The organism is Micromonospora sp. DT31, assembly GCF_049841795.1.
Lineage (GTDB): Bacteria > Actinomycetota > Actinomycetes > Mycobacteriales > Micromonosporaceae > Micromonospora.
Genome location: NZ_JBNCKZ010000005.1, coordinates 345673 through 363294 on the forward strand (window position 1 = coordinate 345673; position 17622 = coordinate 363294).

The following is a 17622-nucleotide window of genomic DNA, read 5'->3' on the forward strand; positions in this document are numbered from 1 at the left end:
TTCGGTAGAGGAAGGGCCCCTTCTTAACAGCCGGGTGGGAGACGGGAGCGAGCGGACGGCGGACACGACGGGTCAGCGGTGGGTGGCCGAGAGTGCTAGACATCAGGGCGTGACGGAGGCTGAGAACCGACCCAATGTCGCCCGCATGTACGACTACTACCTGGGTGGCTGCCACAACTTCGCCGCCGACCGGGCCGCCGCCGAGGAGATCCTGAGGATCTTCCCGGACACCGGGGTGGCCGCGCAGAGCAACCGGGCGTTCCTGCGCCGGGTCGTGTGCTGGGCGGCCGAGCAGGGGATACGCCAGTTCCTCGACATCGGCGCGGGCCTGCCCACCCAGGGCAACGTGCACGAGGTGGTCCGCGCGGTGCGCCCCGACGCCCGGGTGGTCTACGTCGACCACGACGAGGTGGCGGTCGCGTACGCCCGGCGGCTGCTGCCTGCCGACGGCCGCACCGTGGTGCTCCAAGGCGACCTGCGGCGTCCCGGCGAGCTGCTGGCCGACCCGACGCTGCGGGCCACCATCGACCTGACCGAGCCGGTGGCGGTGCTGCTGCTCGCGGTGCTGCACTTCGTGCCCGACGCCGACGACCCGTGCGGAGCGGTCGCGACGCTGCGCGACGCCACCGTCCCGGGCAGCGTGCTCGCGCTGTCCCACCTCACCCTGGACGGCCTGCCGACGCTGCCCACCGAGCAGGGCCGGGCGATCTACCGCCGCAGCAGTTCGCCGCTGGTGCCCCGCACCCGAGACGAGGTGGCCCGCTTCCTCGACGGATACGAGCTGGTCGAGCCGGGTCTGGTCAAGGTGGCGGACTGGCGGCCAGACGGGGAACCGCAGGCCGGGGTGTCGCACGGCTACGGCGGGGTGGGCGTGCGGCGCTGAGCGCGGTCAGTCCAGACCGCCGTGCGCGGCCCAGAGCACGCCTGCCCGGTCCGTCGCCGCCACCGACGCGGCCGGCTCCGGCCGGTCGGGCACCGGAGCGACACGTACGCGCCGCGGCCACCCGCGGTGGGCCGGCCGTACGCCTTCGCCGCGAGCCGTCCGTCCGGTAGGAGCCGGATGTTGAGCGTGGTCAACGTGAACTCCTCGCCACGGCGGGTGTCGGTCCAGCGCAGTTCCTCCGGCACCGAGACGTCGGCGCGGGTGCTGTCCCACCCCGGCAGCCCGTGGCGGCCCGGCGGGGGCAGCCCGGGCTGCACCTGGTGCTGGACCGGTCGGCGGCCGGCGGGGAGTTCGACGAGGTGGTCGTCTCCGATCCGGCCGCCGCGCACCTCACCGAGGTGATCGGGCGTGCGACGAGGGGGTGGCCATGACCGGTGACCACCTGGCGATCGAGGCGACGGGCCTGACCAAACGCTACGGAGACGTCACCGCCGTACGCGACCTGACCTCCACCGTACGACCCGGCGCGGTGACCGGTTTCCTCGGCCCGAACGGCGCCGGCAAGACCACCACGATGCGCATGCTGACCGGACTGGTGACCCCCACCAGCGGCGCCGCCACCATCGGCGGGCAGCCCTACGGCCGGCTGGCCCAGCCGTGAGCCCTGCTGCTGACCGCGTACGCGCTGACCGCCGCCGCGATCGCCGTGGTCGTCCCGATGCGCCGCGACATCACCTGAGCGTCGCCGCGCGGTCGCCGTCCGGCGATCTGGGACTGGCGTCGGCCGAAGAGGATTCGTACTCTGGTCCTCCGACGTCCGGGGTCGACGGTGGGGAGGGGTCGACGCTGCATGGACCCGGCCCTCGCCGATCTGCCGACCGACCGCGTCGTCGCCCTGCCCGGCGCGGACGCCGACGCGGTCGCCATGGCGATCGCCCGCCACCACGCGGGGCCGGGCGCCGTCGTGCACGGCCCGGCCCCGGCGTACGCCATGCCGGCCGACTTCGCGCACGCCGCGCTGGACCGGCTCGAACGGGTCGCCGTCGAGCTGCTGCCGGCCTGGCTGCCCGAGGCCGCTGACGGTGTCCGTCCGGACGTCTCCGGCCTCGCCGCCGTGCGGGCCGCGGCCGCCGCCCGCTCGCGCCGGGACCGCTACCCCGGCTCCTTCCTGACCGACCTGGCAGTCTTCGCGGTGACCGGGCGCCGGCCGAGCGTCACGACGCTCCCGTTGCGCGCCCGGGCCGCCGCGCTGGCACGTCTCGTCGCCGGCGCGTTCGGGCGTCGGAAGGTGGTGCTGCTGGTCGAGCCGGTGCACGGCGACGCCGCGGTGGTCGCGGCCGGTGGCGGATGGCTCGTGCAGCACGGCGGCCCGGCCGTCTGGCTGACCGGAGCCGGCGCGGCCGGGCTGGACGGACTTCCGGTGTTCCCCGTCGCGCCGCCGGCCGTGCCCGCCGGGCACGCACCGGTGGCGGGCAAGCCGCATCCGGGCAGCGACGCCGAGAAACGCCTGGAGGCGGCGCTGGCGGCGCAGAGCTGGTCGGCCGGACGGCGATGGAACCAGAGCTACCAGTCGCACCGCCTGGCCGCGCCGGTACGCCTGGATCTAGTGTGGCCGGACGAGCGGTGTGTGGTGGAGATCGACGGCCCGGAGCACTGCCGCCCGGTCCGCTTCGAGGCCGACCGGCAACGCGACGTCCAACTGCAACTGGACGGCTACGCCGTCCTGCGCTTCACAAACGCCCGAGTAATCCACGACGTCGGCACCGTGGTCGCGCAGATCGGCATCTGTCTGCGGGCCCGTCGCCGAGATCTGGCGGAAGGACGGCACCATGGCCGGCGATGACCTGACCGCATCCGAGGGCGCGATCCTCGTCGTTCTCATGGCCGAGGCGCGAGAGGTGCTGAGCACCGAACTGCGCGACCGTTACGGCCTGGTCGTGCGCAAGCCGCAGCGCGACAAGCTCACCCGCCTGCACTACGTCGCGAGCCGCAAGAGCGGACCGACGTACGCCCTGCAACTGGACGACAAGGGCTGGGTACGGATGCAGAGCGACCTGGACTTCGCGCTGCGCGGCGCGAGCGCGCTCGGCGCCGCGCTCACCGCGTTGCAGGTGAGCCTGCGCGATCGGGTCATGGCCCGCAGCGGCTGCGCGACGCTCGCCGAACTCTTCGCGCTCACCGACGTGCGCGCGCCTGCCGCTGAGCCGGCCGGGTCGCTGGAGGCGCGCGTGGTCGCCGCGTACCGGGCGCTCGCCGACGAACCCGGCGCCTGGGTGAGCCTGCGCCGGCTGCGGCCGTTCTTCGCCGACGTGCCGCGCGACGACCTGGACGAGGCCCTGCGCGGGCTCAGCCGCTCCGAGGGCGTCACCATCGCGCCGGAGTCGAACCAGAAGACGCTCACCGGGGCCGACGCCGAGGCCGCGTTGCGCCTCGGCGGGCAGGACAACCACCTGCTGGCGATCGGCGTGTAATGGACGAGGCGCAACGGAACGCGCTGGCCGCCCTGCGGTTCGACTGGGCGCCGGTGCCCGACGACGTGTGGCGCCCGCTGCCCTTCCACGTCGACGGCCTGCACGTACCGGTCGTCCGGGACGTTCTCGCCGGGGTGGACGAGGCCGCGTCGAACCCGCACGGCAGCCCGCTCGGCCTGGTCGTCCAGGGCCAGCGCGGCTCCGGCAAGACCCACCTGCTGGGCGTGATCCGCCAGCAGGTGCAGGAGCGCGGCGGCTACTTCTTCCTGGTCGGCCTGCTCGACGCCGGCGGCTTCTGGGACGGCGTGCTCGCCGCGATGCTCGACGGCCTGTCCCGGCCGGTGCCCGGGAGCCGCGAGACGCAGCTCAAACTGCTGCTGCGGCGGCTGTCCGCGAAGGTCGGGGCGCCCCGGACGGCACGCCGGGCGGTCATGGGCGACACCGGACTGACCAGGGCGGCGCTCGACGCCTTCCTGGATGGGCTCGGTGACTTCGACAGGCACGCTGCCCGTACCTGCCAGGAGACGGCGCGTGCGCTCGGGCTCAGCGCCTCCGAGGACATCTCCCACCGCGACGTCGCGGAGAACTACTTCCTCTCCGGTGAGGAGATGGTCGCCGGGGAACGCGCGGCCTGGGGCATGCGCCGCGTTCCGCGCCCGGCCCAGCAGATCGTGCAGGATCTGTCCTGGCTGCTCGCCCTCACCGGCCCGTCGGTGGTGGCGATCGACCAGATCGACACGCTCATCGCCCAGTTGGCGATCCAGAGCGACCCGGCCCTGGCCGGCGCCGCCGCGATGAGCCCCGAGCAGGCACTGATGCTGGCCCGGATGGCGGACGGCCTGATGGCGTTGCGGCAGACGACCCGGCGCACGCTGACCGTGCTCGCCTGCATCCCGAACTCGTGGACCGTCATCAAGTCCGCCGCCGCGGACACGGTGGCCGATCGGTTCCGCGAGACGATGCCGCTGCGCCGGATCGACGACGCCGGCCTGGCGCGGGCAATCATCGAGAAGCGGTTCACCCTCCGCTACCGGGAGGCGGGGTTCGTGCCGCCGTACCCGTCGTGGCCGGTGTCCCCGCGCGCCTTCGCCGAGGCCGGTGCGTTCACCCCGCGCCAGCTGCTCATCGAGATCGACAGGCACATCCGCGAGTGCATGGCCGACGACGAGGTCCGGGAGATGACCACGCTCGGCGAGCCGCCCACTGCCGAACCTCGCGCGCCCCGGCCAGCCCCGGTGACCGCCACCGGCGAGGAGATGGACCGGTACGACGCCCGGTTCGCCGAGCTGCGGGCGGCCACCGATGTCACCGGCCCGCTCCGGCGCGCGTCCGAGGACGAGGCGATGCCGCCGCTGCTCGCCGCCGGCCTCACCGCCTGGGTCCTGGAGCGGGGCGACGCGGGCGAGGCGTTCAGCGTCGACCCGCCGCCGAGCACCGACCCGCCGCTGCACGCCCGGCTGCGGCTCACGCTCGACGAGCGCACCGAGGACCAGGTGCACTGGTGTTTCCGGGCGATCGGCGACGACCACCACGGCAACGCCGCGCTGGCCCGGCTCCGCAAGGCGAGCGTGGCCGCCGCCCTCGATACCGGCTCGGGCCGGCGGAAGCTGTTCCTGCTGCGCAACCGTGCCTGGTCGACGAGCGCGGCGACCCGCCGGGCGGTCGACGCGTTCACCGAGGCGGGCGGTCAGACGCTTGGCGTCGACGACGAGGACGTGCGCGTCCTGTCCGCGCTGCGGGTCATGCTCGCCGAGGCCACCATGGACCTTCAGGGCTGGCTGGCCGAGCGCCGGCCGACCCGGGAGCTGAAGTTCCTCCAGCACGCGCTGGCCGACGTGGACCGCTGGACGACCGACGCCGGACCGCCGCCGGAACCCGCCGAGCCCGCGCCCGTCGCCGCCCCCACCGGCTCGGCCGAGCTGTCCTTCGTGGTCGGGCACGGGTACGACGACGGGGAACCGGTGCCGCTGGCGCTGGAGGCGCTGCGCAAGCACACCACGATCTTCGCCGGGTCCGGCTCCGGCAAGACCGTCCTCATCCGCCGCATCGTCGAGGAGTGCGCGCTGGCGGGCGTCTCTGCCATCGTGCTCGACCCCAACAACGACCTCGCCCGCCTCGGCGAGGGATGGCCCGAGCCGCCGCCGCGGTGGCGACCGGGTGACGCGGACCGGGCCCGGGACTACCTCGCGCGCACAGACGTCGTCGTCTGGACGCCGCGCCGCAACTCGGGCCGCCCGCTGAGCTTCCAGCCGTTGCCCGACTTCACCGGCGTACGCGACGACCCGGACGAGTTCGCCGAGGCCGTCGAGGCGGCGGTCGCGTCCCTCGCGCCACGCGCCATGGTGACCGGCCGGGCCACCCGGGCGCACCTCGGGCTGGCCGTGCTGCGCAAGGCCGTCGAGCACTACGGCCGGCGCGGAGGGTCGCGGTTGGCGGGCCTCATCGACACGCTCGCCGACCTGCCGGACGGGATCATCGACCTGGACGACGCCGACCGGATCGGCCTCAGCCTGGCGCAGACCCTGACCGCCGCAATGGTGAACGACCCGCTGTTCGGGGGCGAGGGCACGCCGATGGATCCTGGCGTGCTCCTCACCCCGGCGCCCGGCAAGCGGGCCAGAGTCTCCGTGGTCAGCCTGGTGGGTCTGCCGTCCGACGACGTACGGCAGAGCTTCGTCAACCAGCTCCAGATGGCGCTGTTCGCCTGGATCAAGAAGAACCCGGCCGGGGACCGCCCGCTGCTCGGGCTGCTCATCATGGACGAGGCGCAGACGTTCGCCCCGTCCGGCGCGATGACCGCCTGCACCCAGAGCACGCTGGCGCTCGCCGCCCAGGCCCGCAAGTACGGGCTCGGGCTGATCTTTGCCACCCAGGCGCCGAAGGGCCTGCACAACCGCATCCCGGGCAACGCGGCGACCCAGCTTTACGGCCTGATGAACAGCCCGATCCAGATCGAGGCGGCCCGCGAGATGGCCCGGGCCAAGGGCGGCGACGTGCCGGACATCTCCCGCCTTACGGTGGGGGAGTTCTACCTCGCCGCCGAGGGCGCCGCACCCCGCAAGATCCGTACCCCGCTGTCGCTGACGCACCATCCGCGCAGCCCGCTCACCGTCGAGGAGGTGCTGGTCCGGGCACGCGGCGGTCAGGGGCGCAGCACGTAGCGCCCGCGTACCCCGCCCTCCGCGACCGCCCGGTGCGCGTCCGCCACTTGGTCTAGCGGCACCACCGCGTGCACCCGGGCGGGCAGCTCACCGGCAGCGGTGCGGGCGAGCAGGTCGGCCAGGCGTGCGCCGTCGGGGCGCACGTCGACCGCGCGCACGGTGACTCCGCGCTCGGCGGCAGGCAGGGCGTTCGGCCGTACGCCGACGAACACGCCGCCGTCGCGGACCAGCGCGAAACCCCGCTCCTGCCATCCCGCGGCGTCGGCGACGGCGTCCCAGCCCGGCTCGGTCGTGGTGGTGAAGTCGGCGCCGAGCCCGCGGACGAACTCCTCGTCCTCGCCCCGGGCCAGACCGGTCACCTGCCATCCCCGGGCCTGGGCGAGCGGCACGACGTAGCCGCCGACCGCGCCGGCCGCCCCGGTGACCAGGAGCCGACCCCCGGCGGGCGGGTCGCCGAGCAGGTCGACGATCTGCGCCGCGGTCTGGCCGTTGAGCGGCACGGTCGCCGCCGCCACCAGATCCAGGTCATCGGGTACGACGGCCAGGTCGGCGGCGGGCACGACGAGTTGCTCGGCGTAGGTGCCGAAGTCGCGGTCGAATCCGACCACCAGCCCGGCGACCCGGGTGCCGACGGCGAGGTCGACGCCGGGGCCGGCCGCGCGGACGACACCGGCGAAGTCCCAACCCAGGCCGGTGTGCTGCGGCTGGTTGATGAGTCCCAGCGAGTGGAAGAAGCCGCCGACGACCCCGAGGTCCGCCGGGTTGACCGTTGCTCCGGCGACCTCCACCCGGACCTCGCCTGGGCCGGGCTCGCGCAGCGGAACGGTGATGATCTCGATGGTGCCGGGGCCCGTCGTGGCCGGGACGACGGCGGCGCGGAAGGTCTGCGTACCCATGGTTCTTCTCCTTGTCTCCACGGATGTTCTCGCTCCACCATGGAGGGGTAACTCTCTTACGGGAAGTACGCACTTCTGAGTGCGTTGGGCACCCTCGGGTAGGAAGGAGCGGACGATGCCGACACGGAGCGCGGCGCAGAAGCGGGCAGAGGCGAGAGCGGAGTACGACGCGTTCCTCGCTGGCTGTCCGAGTCGCCAGCTACTCGACCGGATCTCCGACAAGTGGGTGGCGCTGATCCTGGCCGCGCTCGGCCGTGACGGTCCGGTGGGCGACACCGGGCCGCAGGTGATGCGCTACTCCGAGCTGTCCCGCCGGTTGGCCGGGGTGAGCCAGAAGATGCTCACCCAGACGTTGCGCTCGCTGGAGCGCGACGGTCTGATCACCCGCACCGTGACGCCGAGCGTGCCGGTGACCGTCACCTATGCCCTGACCGACCTCGGCCTGTCGCTGCACCTGCTGACGTACGGCATGAAGGTGTGGGCCGAGGCGCACATGGACCAGGTGCACGCGAACCGTGAGCGCTACGACGCCGCCGTCGGGGGCTGACCGACCTCATCGGAACCCTCCGAAACTTTCGGACCCGCCGTCGTCCTGTGGGCGCACCTGCGGTAAGCGCCCCGGGGCGACGTGTAGCGGTGCCCGAGCCCTGTTCAGGCACTCACCCCCAGGTTCGGCTCTACATCGATATTGACCGATCGTGGAGTCGCGGATATCTTCCAGTGGAAGTTACCGGTACATCTTCGGAAAGTTTCAGGGCAGTGACGCGGGAGCGAGTTGCGGCACCGGGCTCGCGCCCGCATCGATCCGGGCATCGCCAGCGCATCACCGTCCGATATGCAGAGGAGTGTCATGAGACATCTACCGAGGCGCAGCCACCGCGTGGTGCTGGCCGCCGTCACCAGCGCGCTGGCGCTCGCCGGCGCGGCGCTCGTGGTGCCGAGCCTGGCCCAGGCGGCGGCGAGCACGCTAGGCGCCGCGGCGGCACAGTCGGGCCGGTACTTCGGCACCGCCATCGCGGCGAACCGGTTGAACGACTCGACGTACAGCACGATCGCGGCCCGTGAGTTCAACATGATCACGGCTGAGAACGAGATGAAGCCGGAGGCGTTGCAGCCGAACCGGGGCCAGTTCAACTTCTCCTCCGGTGACCAGATCTACAACTGGGCGACCCAGCGTGGTTTGCAGGTTCGTGGGCACACGCTGGCATGGCACGCCCAGCAGCCGGGGTGGATGCAGAGTCTCAGTGGCAGCAATCTGCGTACCGCGATGATCGATCACATCAACGGGGTGATGGCCCATTATCGGGGCAAGCTCGCGGCGTGGGACGTGGTGAACGAGGCGTTCAACGAGGACGGCAGCCGCCGCAGCTCCAACCTGCAGGGCACCGGTAACGACTGGATCGAGGTGGCGTTCCGGACCGCGCGGGCGGCGGACCCGTCGACGAAGCTCTGCTACAACGACTACAACATCGAGAACTGGTCGTACGGCAAGACGCAGGGTGTGTACAACATGATCCGGGACTTCAAGTCCCGGGGTGTGCCGATCGACTGTGTGGGGTTGCAGACGCACTTCACCGGTGGCAGTTCGTTGCCGGGCAACTTCCAGACCACGTTGTCGAATTTCGCGGCGCTGGGGGTGGATGTGGCGTTGACCGAGGTCGACGTGACGAACTCCTCGACCAGTCAGTACGCGGGGTTGACGCAGGCGTGTATGAACGTGCCGCGGTGCATCGGTATCACGGTGTGGGGTGTGCGTGACAGCGACTCCTGGCGCTCGAACGAGAACCCGTTGCTGTTCGACGGTGGCGGTAACAAGAAGGCCGCGTACAACTCGGTCCTCAACGTCCTCAACTCCGCCTCGCCCGGCCCCACGCCGACCACGACGGTGTCGCCGACCGCCGGGCCGACCACGCCGCCGCCGTCCAACGGTTCGGGCCGGATCGTCGGCAGCCAGTCCGGTCGGTGCATCGACGTAACCAACGCGTCGCAGAGCAACGGCACCCGGGTGCAGCTCTACGACTGCCACGGGCAGACCAACCAGCGCTGGACGTCCACCTCCAGCCGGCAACTGACGGTGTACGGCACGATGTGCCTGGACGCCGCCGGCTCCGGTAACGGCTCCGCGGTGCAGATCTACAGCTGCAACGGCCAGACGAACCAGCAGTGGAACGTCAACTCCAACGGGACCATCACCGGCGTCCAGTCCGGCCGCTGCCTCGACGTCTGGGGCACCGCCAACGGGCAGCAGGTGCAGCTCTACGACTGCAACGGGCAGGCCAACCAGCGGTTCCAGCTCGTTTCGAGCTGATCCACCCGCATCAACAGTCAGATGACAGAAGGCTCACCGCCGCGGCCGGTGCCGCGGCGGTGAGCCTTCTCTCTTCACGTGTGGCACTCACCGGTACACGCTCGCGATCACCCGGACGTCCTCGTGCGGGCCCGGTGCCGGTTGCCCGGCGAGCAACTCGGCCGCACGGCGGCGCTGACGGCGGGGAACGCCGCCGCTGATCCCGAGGTGACGCAGGGTCGGGTGATCCTTGGTCGCCGCCACCAGCCGGCGGGCTCCCCGCCCACCGATTCCCGTATGTCGCGCGTCCAGCCGGCGCAGCCGGGCGTCCGGCAGGACCGCCGCCAGGATCTCCGCCCCCGCGTCGCCCACCACGTTGCCACGGGCACCCAACGCACGCCCGGACGGAGGCCGCGCCAGATCCAGGGACTCCCAGGCGGCGAGGTGCCGGGCAAGCGCGGCCACCCCCGTCGGGGTGACCCCGTTGCCGCCCAGGCCGACCGTCATCGCCACGCCGTCGGCGAGCGCGGCCAGCGCGGCGACCCCGTCGTCGCCCAGATGGTTGGCGGCCAGATACAGCTCGCGGACCCCGGCGGCGTGGATCAGGACGCCGAGGGCCGGCACCACCTCCGGGCCGAAACCGTTGCCGCTGAGGAACAACCGCTGCACCGGGGTCGACCGCTCGGCCAGGGCATCGGCCAGCCGGTTCAGGCCGACTACGGTCATTCCCACATTGACCAGGTCGAGGGTGCGCAGGGTGGTGTTGACGCGCAATGCGTCGGCGAGCCGCCCCACACCGTCGTCGCCGATCGGGTTGCGTTTGAGCCAGAGCGCGTGGACCTCCTCGTCGTCCGCCAGCCGATCGGCGAGAGCCGCGACGCCGGCGGCGTCGATCAGATTGCACCCCAGATAGAGCGTGTGCAGCCGGTGCCCGGGGCGCAACGCCTCGGCCACCGCACGGGCGCCGGCACCGCCGAGCGCGTTGGTGCCGAGCAGCAGGTGCTGGACCAGCGGCGACCCGACCGCAGCCGTGATGATGCGACGCGCCTGCCCCGGGCCGACGCCCTGCTTGCACAGGTCGAGCCGGCCGTCGGCGCGGACCGTGCCACGCGGGAACATCTCCGTGTCCACGATCGGCGCGGGCCCGGCCAGGCGACCCAGCAGCGGGTCGAAGTCGGTCGGGTCGGCCAACCTGGCCGTGGGATCCGCGATGATCGGGCAGCGCACCGGCGTCGGCCCGGTCACCACGGCACACTCCGGTAGTCCTTGAGGAACAGGCCGCTGACCGGCTCGCCGCTGACCCCGCGTACCACCGGGTCGTAGACGCGCGCGGCACCGTCGATCACGTCGAGCGGTGGCCGGAAGCCCTGGTCCCGCTCGTGGGTCTTGCTCGGGTGCGGTCGCTCGTCGGTGACCCAGCCGGTGTCCACGGCGTTCATGTGGATGCCGCTGGCCAGATAGTCGACCGCGACCGTGCGAACCAACATGTTGAGCGAGGCCTTCGCCATGTTGGTGTGCGGGTGATGGACCGTCTTGCTGCGCCGCGAGTAGCTGCCCTCCATCGCGGAGACCTGCACGACGTGGCGCTGCGGGTGCCGGCTGGCCGCCATCAGCGGACGCAGCCGGGAGGTGAGCAGGAAGGGGGCGAAGGCGTTGACCACGTGCACCTGCAACCACTCGTGCGGGGAGACGTCCGCGTCGCGCAGCACCCAGGAGTTGACCTCGCGGAGGTCGAGCGGCTCACCTGTCTCGTCGACCCGACCGGCCGGGAAGCACGCCTCCGGCACGGTGGGAAGCCCGGCCGTGACGGGGCGGGCGGGCGCCGCACCCACGGCGATCCGCGTGGCCGGCCCGGCCAGCGGCACGGCCTCCGCCTCGTACACCTGCCGGTAGTAGGCCGGTGGCCGCCACACAGTCTGCGCCGCGTTGTTGACCAGGATGTCCAACCCGGAGAAGCGGCGACCGACGAACGCGACGAAGTTCAGGGTGGAGGACAGGTCGAGCAGGTCGAGGCCGTGCACGTAGAGCCGGTCGGCCCAGTCGGCCGAGTCCGGCACGGCCGCGTACCGCCGGGCGGCGTCACGCGGAAAGCGGGTGGTGACGACGACCCGCGCGCCGTCGCGGAGCAGTTTCAACCCGGTGTGGAAACCGATCTTCACCCGGCCTCCGGTGACCACGGCCGTGCGGCCCCGCAGGTCACAGCGGGCGTGCCGGCGGGCCCGATTCTCCTCGGCGCACTGTGGGCACATCTGGTGGTAGTCGGCATCGACCTCACGGTAGGCGGTCCTGCAGACATAGCAGCGCTGGTCACGCCGCAGGGTGCCGACACTGCCGGCGCGGGTGTCGGCCGACGGCGGAGCGGTGGACGGCACCTCGGTGTGGAATCTGGTGGCGGCCGAGAGCACCGCGTGGTCGGCGGCCCGGATGGCGGCCGACGGCACCGCCTGGTCGGCCCGGGTGGCGGCCCTCCGACGCCTCTTGGCTCGCTTCCGCACACCCCGGGCAGCGGTGGTGACGGACGTTTCCAAGGTCTGCCGGGTCGCCTCGTCGAGGTCAGCGTCGTCCAGCCGGGCCAACACGGCGAGGCAGGTCGCCACCTCGTCGGGATCGACCGACACCCCGCCTCCTCGATGACGATGGAGGGGCCGGCCTCAGTTGGCTGTCACGGCACGTCGCCGCCGCTACGGCCCCGCCGCGCGGCAGCATAGCGAACCTGGCCGACTCCGGACACCACGTTCCGCCCGGCACGTGGCTGGCCGTGCCGACGTGGCCCGCGCCCGCGGGCGGCGAAGCATGTGCCGGGTCCCTCGCCCGTAAAGGCGGGTGGGCCAGCCGGATTCGAACCGGCGTCCCTCTTCCCGCAAAGAAGATGCGTCGACCTCTGCGCTATGGCCCACCCACGCCGCAGTCTAGACGGGACAGGCCGGCCGGCGGGATATGGCATCGACGGCAGAACAACACGAAGCGGTGTGGGCGTACCTCACAGCGATGACTGTCGGCGAGGCCGTCATCGGACGGCTTGCTCGTCGCTACCTCGAGGAGCGCTGCCCGACCGGACGGGCACCCTCCTCGGATCGGCTTCCGTGACGCATCCTGAATCCCATGATGCCGGGCAACCCGTGGGCCGGCAACGACGCCGCCCACAACAACCACTGCCACCAGCGGTGGATCACCCAACGCCACCGTGATACCGCTGATCCGGGCTACCGCGAAGCTTGGTACGACGAGCAATGCGGCGGTTGTCGATTCTGGATCCCGCTCTGCGGCGAACTCGGCGACGACTACGGGGCCTGCACCAACCCGGCTTCACGCTTCGACGGACGGGTCCGCTTCGAACATGACGGGTGCGGCGCCTTCGCCAACCGCGACGACGGCTCCTTCGGATGAGACCCGGCGCGAGCGCTTTGAAGATCGAACGGTACGGGATAATCCCGGCATGATCAGGTTCCGGTTTGAGCTGTACCCACTCGACGAGGTGTCGCCGTGGGGCAGCGACCGGCCGAGGCTGCACTGGTTCGGGCTCACCGACGGCTGGTACTGGCTTGACGCAGGCGGGCACACGCTGCTGCGCCGTACTCGTGAAGTCCACCCGCATTCCTACATCGACTACTACCTGGCCCGATTGTGGGAAGACGTCATCGCCCTCACACCCGAGGTGCTGGAAACGGTGCCCGATGATCTGCAACCGTTCATCGCCTCTGACCCCGCACAGTGGACGCGCGACCCGCTGGATTTCGTGCCCGACCCGGATGCGGAACGGGCCGACGAAGGCGACGACCCGGGCGCGCCGGGCCATCCGGTCGTCACGGCCGCGATCTGGCACGGTGACCACCGCCTGGACTTCGGATACGTGCGCGATCCTCTCCGACTTCGTTTCTGGCGCACTGTCAGCGGTGATCGCGATGAGATCACTGTGGATTGGCGGCACGAGGACGACGGCGACATCGGCTTCACCGCTGACCCCACAGTCCGGCTCAGCGTTCCGACCACCGAATACCTGGAGGCCGTGCAGAACCTCGACCGCGAGCTGATGGACGCCATGGGGCAGCGGGTGGCGGAGTTGGACTGCCGCGGCGGACTGCCTGGCGTGGACCTTGACCTCGCCCACCTGCGGCACGAACACGAGGACCGGCAGCATTGGCTGGCCAGAAATCTCGACCGTTCTCCGGAGACGGACTGGAACGTGGTGCGCCAAGGCGCCCGCCTGCTGCTCGGCGACCTCTGACGGGCCTCGTCGACACAGAGCCATAGAGGTCGTCCGGTGGCCCGCCTCGGCACGCCCGGAGCCGGACAGGCCCGATACCGTGGCTCTAGTCGAACCACACCACGAGGCGCACACCGTCATCGCCAAACCGCTGCCCGAGCGCGCGCAGGACGGCGAAGACGTGCTCCCATCCGGTGCCCGGCCCGAGCACATCCTGTCGGGTCATCAACGGCCCGTACTCAACTGTGGCCCCACCCGCGTCCCAGCGACCCGGTGACGCCTCGGTGAGGGACAAGCCAACCGGCGGAACGCCGTACTTCTCGATGAAATCGCCGGGCCATTCGTCGTCCACCCGGAACCTGCGAAAAAGCGGCGGGTCCGCTACCCGCAGCAGTCCGCGAGCAACAGGCGTGACCGACATGTCGAGGTCACACAACTCGGCCCAGGAAACCCAACTGGCGCCATGGATGGCGGGATCCAGTCGCCCGTCCTTGGCATAGCTGCCCGTACCGAACTCGACACGTCCACCGGAAGACCACGCTCGGCCGCGACCGGCTCCCAGCGGAGCCAGTTCCGCACCCCGAAAAGGCAGCCGAACGCATCGGAGTCGTCGTTCAGGTAGAGCGGGGAAATCGGCATCAAGCACACCCACGGCTCCCACTCGTACCAGTCCTCATCCGCAAAGGGGTGCCGCACCTCGACGAAGCCGTAGATGTCGGTTCCCACAGGCGACAGGGTAGCGTCGCTCGCCCGGCCGGCCCGCCACGTCAAGCGCTTGACGCACGTCGCAGGCTCGTGTTGTCGGTGCGCACCGCCAGGATGTAGGTCATGAGTTCAGGTCTGGGCACGGTAGTGGTCACAGGTGCGGCAGGTCGGATCGGATCGGCGGTCTGTGAACACCTGCGCGACGAGGTTCGCCAACTCGTGCTTGTCGATCGGGTTTCGGTGCATGCGCAGGCTCCGACAGAGCGAGCGATACGACTGGATCTGGCAGACCTCGACGCCGTAGTTGCCGCCTGGAGGGGGCGGACGCAGTTGTGCACCTGGCCGGGCTTCCGGACGAGGCGCCGTTGGCCGACCTGCTGGACAGCAATGTGTTGGGCACATACCACGTGTTGGAGGCCGCCCGCCGCCAGTCGGTAGGACGAGTCGTCCTGGCCAGCAGCAACCGCGTCACCGGCTTCTACCCCGTCGGGCAGTTCGTCGTGCCTGACGCACCGGTCCGGCCGGACGGGTTCTACGGAGTGAGCAAGGTGGCCGTCGAAGCACTCGGGCGCCTGTACGCGGACAAGTTCGGGCTGTCGGTGGTGTGTCTACGAATCGGCAGCTTCGAGGAGGAGCCAACCGAGGCCCGCTATCTGGCTACCTGGTTGAGCCCGCGCGACGCCGTCGGCTACATCCGGGCGGCGATAACCGCCCCGGACGTGCATTTCGTTACCGCCTACGCCGTTTCCGCCAACACCCGAGCGTTCTGGGACACCACTACCGGGGTGCAGCTCGGCTATCTGCCACGAGACGACGCGGAGAACTATGCCGCTCAGGTGCCCGGTTCGGACACGCCGATCGACAGCACCGCCTTTCAGGGCGGCGCCTATACCGACGCCGAGTACTCCTTACGACACGTCGTAGCGCCGCTACCCCCTGATGGGTCCGCTGTGGACTGAGCGCGCCCGGCCGTGACTACCACGGTCATCGACCGCCTGGAACGCGCCGGCTTGGTCCGCCGTACCCGGGACACCGAGAACCGGCGGCGTGTTCTGGTCATCGCAACGGACGTCGCGCGAACCATCGAAGAGGACATCTACGTTCCGGTCGGCGCCGCCGGCGCGCAGGCCCTCGACAAGTTCGCCCTTACCATGGAGATCTACCGGTCGCCGTAGTGGTACCGGCAGGCGATGATCTCGACGTCGTCCTTGGTGATCCGATACACCAGCCGGTGTTCGCGATCAATCCGGCGGGACCAGAAGCCGGACAGCTCTCCCCGAAGGGGTTCCGGCTTGCCGATGCCCTCGTATCCGTTGCGCATCACGTCTGCGACGAGGTCGTTGATGCGCTTGACCAGATTGCGGTCCCTGTGACTGAGGTACTGGCTCCACGCCGTCGCGGTGAAGACCAGCCTCACGCGACGTCCCGCACGGTGGCCGGGTCGATCAGGTCCCGCTCGGCCGCGTCACCCTTCTCAAGCTCCGCGATCGAGCGGCGCAGGGCTGCGGCGTTGGCCGGGTTGCGCAGGAGGTACTCGGTTTCCTTCATCGACTCGTACTCTGCGAGCGGCACGATGACCACCGGTTCGTGGCCCGACCGGGTCACCACCACTTCCTCGGCGTCGTTGATGACGCTGTCGAGTTCGGCGGCCAGGTTCTGCCGTAGCTGGGTGAAGTTGACGGTCCGCATGACCACCTCCGAGGTAGGTACAGAAAATTGTACCTCGGGTGGCCTGTGCCTCGTCCCTGATCGACGTGGCGGTGGACCCGCGGGCTGGGCCTGACCCGGTTTGACGGACGTCCCAGATCAGAGGGGCTGTGTGCTCCTCGGGAGGATGTTCATCATGGAAGGCATGGGGAAGAGAAGCCACGCCGGCCGCGTAGGGCGTTCACGCCGGAGTTCAAGGCGGAGATCGTCGAGGTGTGTCGGCGGGGTGACCGGTCGATCGTGCAGGTCGCGAGGGACTTCGACCTGACCGAGACCGCGGTGCGGGACTGGGTGAAGCTGGCTGACCTCGATGCCGGTACCCGCACGGACGGGTTGACCAGCGACGAGCGGGACGAGCTGGCGCGGCTGCGGCGGGAGAACCGCCGGCTGCGTGAGGACGTCGACATCCTCAAACGGGCCACGGCTTTCTTCGCGACGGAGACCCGGTGAATGTGTACCCGTTCATCGAGGCGGAGAAGGCGTGGCCCGACGGGAGTGTGAAGCGTTCCTGTGAGCTGCTGGAGGTCTCCCGGTCCGCCTACTACCAACACCGTGCCGGCCCGTCGCGGCGTGAGCGTGACGACGCCGACCTGACCGCACGCATCGCGGATGTCCACGCTGTGTCGGCGGGGACCTACGGTGCTCCTGGGGTGCGCGCCGAACTCGCTGCGCAGGGACGGCGGCACTCCCGTAAGCGGTCGCCCGGCTGATGCGTACCGCCGGGTTGTGCGGCCGGACGCCGAAGCGGTGGCGCACCACCACCGTGCCCGACCCGGCGGCGGCGTTGCCGGCGGATCTGATCCGCCGGGACTTCGACGTCACCGCCAGTGGGGTCGACACCCGCTGGTGCGGGGACATCACCTACATCCGCACCTGGGAAGGGTGGCTGTATCTGGCCACCGTGATCGACATCGCGTCGCGGCGAGTCGTCGGCTGGGCCACCGCCGATCATCTCCGCACCGACCTGCCCGCCCAGGCCCTGGCCAGCGCGATCGCCACCCGCCGCCCGCACCAATCGGTGATCTTCCACAGCGACAGGGGCTGTCAGTACACCAGCGCCCAGTACGCCCGCCTGGCCGACCGGCACCGGGTGCGGCTATCCGTCGGCGGCCGAGGTCAGTGCTGGGACAACGCCGTCGCCGAGTCGTTCTTCGCCACGATCAAGACCGAGCTACTCGACCGGCGGCCGTGGCCGACCCGCGCCGCCGCCCACGCGGCGATCTTCGACTGGATCGAGACATCTCACCAACGGTGGCTGTCAAGCAGTTGAGGTCGCGGGTTCGGCGAAGGCCTTGCCGGAGTCGTAGA

Annotated in this window: 19 protein-coding genes, 1 tRNA gene and 2 pseudogenes; 15 read left to right on the top strand and 7 right to left on the bottom strand. The window is 70.9% G+C overall.

What is annotated here, in order from left to right:
• Nucleotides 1–109: 109 nt before the first annotated feature.
• The 6 genes and pseudogenes from ACLQ2X_RS12000 to ACLQ2X_RS12025 all read left to right on the top strand — a co-directional run bounded on the left by ACLQ2X_RS12000 (nucleotide 110) and on the right by ACLQ2X_RS12025 (nucleotide 6515).
• On the top strand, nucleotides 110–883 hold the full coding sequence (locus tag ACLQ2X_RS12000) for an SAM-dependent methyltransferase (RefSeq protein ID WP_425681053.1): 774 nt from the start codon (nucleotides 110–112) through the stop codon (nucleotides 881–883).
• A gap of 284 nt (nucleotides 884–1167) precedes the next feature.
• Nucleotides 1168–1314 carry a hypothetical protein gene (locus ACLQ2X_RS12005; protein WP_425681054.1) on the top strand — a complete coding sequence of 49 codons (147 nt, stop codon included), beginning with the start codon at nucleotides 1168–1170 and terminating at the stop codon, nucleotides 1312–1314.
• Nucleotides 1311–1541, top strand: a pseudogene (locus ACLQ2X_RS12010) (ATP-binding cassette domain-containing protein); the annotation flags it as partial. The gene ACLQ2X_RS12005 and the pseudogene ACLQ2X_RS12010, both read left to right, overlap by 4 nt.
• 192 nt (nucleotides 1542–1733) lie before the next feature.
• Entirely contained in the window at nucleotides 1734–2726 is a 993-nt protein-coding gene (locus tag ACLQ2X_RS12015; protein WP_425681055.1) for an endonuclease domain-containing protein, read from the top strand.
• Nucleotides 2713–3354 carry a hypothetical protein gene (locus ACLQ2X_RS12020; protein ID WP_425681056.1) on the top strand — a complete coding sequence of 214 codons (642 nt, stop codon included), beginning with the start codon at nucleotides 2713–2715 and terminating at the stop codon, nucleotides 3352–3354. Before ACLQ2X_RS12015 ends, ACLQ2X_RS12020 begins: the two co-directional genes overlap by 14 nt.
• Entirely contained in the window at nucleotides 3354–6515 is a 3162-nt protein-coding gene (locus ACLQ2X_RS12025; protein ID WP_425681057.1) for an ATP-binding protein, read from the top strand. Before ACLQ2X_RS12020 ends, ACLQ2X_RS12025 begins: the two co-directional genes overlap by 1 nt.
• On the opposite strand, the gene ACLQ2X_RS12030 is transcribed toward ACLQ2X_RS12025, so the two are convergent.
• A complete protein-coding gene (locus ACLQ2X_RS12030) occupies nucleotides 6497–7411 on the bottom strand; it encodes an NADP-dependent oxidoreductase (RefSeq protein WP_425681058.1) in 915 nt (304 codons plus the stop codon). The two genes, ACLQ2X_RS12025 and ACLQ2X_RS12030, sit on opposite strands and share 19 nt — an antisense overlap.
• A gap of 115 nt (nucleotides 7412–7526) precedes the next feature.
• On the opposite strand from ACLQ2X_RS12030, the gene ACLQ2X_RS12035 reads away from it, so the two are divergent.
• Entirely contained in the window at nucleotides 7527–7958 is a 432-nt protein-coding gene (locus ACLQ2X_RS12035) for a winged helix-turn-helix transcriptional regulator (protein ID WP_425681059.1), read from the top strand.
• Between the two features lie 303 nt (nucleotides 7959–8261).
• Nucleotides 8262–9719, top strand: a complete 1458-nt coding sequence (locus tag ACLQ2X_RS12040; protein ID WP_425681060.1) for an endo-1,4-beta-xylanase — start codon at nucleotides 8262–8264, stop codon at nucleotides 9717–9719.
• An 87-nt stretch (nucleotides 9720–9806) separates the two neighbouring features.
• On the opposite strand, the gene ACLQ2X_RS12045 is transcribed toward ACLQ2X_RS12040, so the two are convergent.
• From ACLQ2X_RS12045 to ACLQ2X_RS12055, 3 genes are all read right to left on the bottom strand, one after another.
• Entirely contained in the window at nucleotides 9807–10943 is a 1137-nt protein-coding gene (locus ACLQ2X_RS12045; protein ID WP_425681061.1) for a gala protein, read from the bottom strand.
• Nucleotides 10940–12316, bottom strand: a complete 1377-nt coding sequence (locus tag ACLQ2X_RS12050; RefSeq protein ID WP_425681062.1) for an SDR family NAD(P)-dependent oxidoreductase — start codon at nucleotides 12314–12316, stop codon at nucleotides 10940–10942. The genes ACLQ2X_RS12045 and ACLQ2X_RS12050 overlap by 4 nt, the downstream gene beginning before the upstream one ends.
• 205 nt (nucleotides 12317–12521) lie before the next feature.
• A tRNA-Ala gene (locus ACLQ2X_RS12055) sits at nucleotides 12522–12594 on the bottom strand.
• 206 nt (nucleotides 12595–12800) lie between these two features.
• Here ACLQ2X_RS12055 and ACLQ2X_RS12060 point away from each other — a divergent pair.
• Nucleotides 12801–13085, top strand: a complete 285-nt coding sequence (locus tag ACLQ2X_RS12060; RefSeq protein ID WP_425681063.1) for a DUF3027 domain-containing protein — start codon at nucleotides 12801–12803, stop codon at nucleotides 13083–13085.
• A 49-nt stretch (nucleotides 13086–13134) separates the two neighbouring features.
• Complete coding sequence (locus tag ACLQ2X_RS12065; protein WP_425681064.1) at nucleotides 13135–13923, top strand: DUF5984 family protein; 789 nt, start codon at nucleotides 13135–13137, stop codon at nucleotides 13921–13923.
• Nucleotides 13924–14008: 85 nt separating this feature from the next.
• Here the strand turns inward: ACLQ2X_RS12065 and ACLQ2X_RS12070 are convergent, their stop codons facing one another.
• Nucleotides 14009–14554 (bottom strand): hypothetical protein, encoded by a 546-nt coding sequence (locus ACLQ2X_RS12070; protein ID WP_425681065.1) that lies wholly within the window; start codon nucleotides 14552–14554, stop codon nucleotides 14009–14011.
• Nucleotides 14555–14730: 176 nt separating this feature from the next.
• Between ACLQ2X_RS12070 and ACLQ2X_RS12075 the strand changes: the two are divergent.
• Nucleotides 14731–15566 (top strand): annotated as a pseudogene (locus ACLQ2X_RS12075) (NAD-dependent epimerase/dehydratase family protein).
• Nucleotides 15567–15578: 12 nt separating this feature from the next.
• Nucleotides 15579–15782, top strand: a complete 204-nt coding sequence (locus ACLQ2X_RS12080) for a MarR family transcriptional regulator (RefSeq protein WP_425681066.1) — start codon at nucleotides 15579–15581, stop codon at nucleotides 15780–15782.
• On the opposite strand, the gene ACLQ2X_RS12085 is transcribed toward ACLQ2X_RS12080, so the two are convergent.
• On the bottom strand, nucleotides 15767–16024 hold the full coding sequence (locus ACLQ2X_RS12085) for a Txe/YoeB family addiction module toxin (protein WP_425681067.1): 258 nt from the start codon (nucleotides 16022–16024) through the stop codon (nucleotides 15767–15769). The two genes, ACLQ2X_RS12080 and ACLQ2X_RS12085, sit on opposite strands and share 16 nt — an antisense overlap.
• Complete coding sequence (locus ACLQ2X_RS12090; protein ID WP_425681068.1) at nucleotides 16021–16296, bottom strand: type II toxin-antitoxin system Phd/YefM family antitoxin; 276 nt, start codon at nucleotides 16294–16296, stop codon at nucleotides 16021–16023. Before ACLQ2X_RS12090 ends, ACLQ2X_RS12085 begins: the two co-directional genes overlap by 4 nt.
• Before the next feature lie 126 nt (nucleotides 16297–16422).
• Between ACLQ2X_RS12090 and ACLQ2X_RS12095 the strand changes: the two genes are divergently transcribed.
• Genes ACLQ2X_RS12095 through ACLQ2X_RS12105 form a run of 3 tightly spaced genes read left to right on the top strand, consistent with a single transcriptional unit; the run spans nucleotide 16423 to nucleotide 17584 of the window.
• Nucleotides 16423–16764, top strand: coding sequence for a transposase (locus ACLQ2X_RS12095; RefSeq protein WP_425681092.1), 342 nt, complete (start codon nucleotides 16423–16425; stop codon nucleotides 16762–16764).
• Nucleotides 16761–17024: an IS3 family transposase gene (locus tag ACLQ2X_RS12100; protein WP_425681069.1), complete on the top strand. Its 264-nt coding sequence runs from the start codon at nucleotides 16761–16763 to the stop codon at nucleotides 17022–17024. Before ACLQ2X_RS12095 ends, ACLQ2X_RS12100 begins: the two co-directional genes overlap by 4 nt.
• A complete protein-coding gene (locus ACLQ2X_RS12105) occupies nucleotides 17024–17584 on the top strand; it encodes an IS3 family transposase (protein WP_425681070.1) in 561 nt (186 codons plus the stop codon). Before ACLQ2X_RS12100 ends, ACLQ2X_RS12105 begins: the two co-directional genes overlap by 1 nt.
• Nucleotides 17585–17622: the final 38 nt, after the last annotated feature.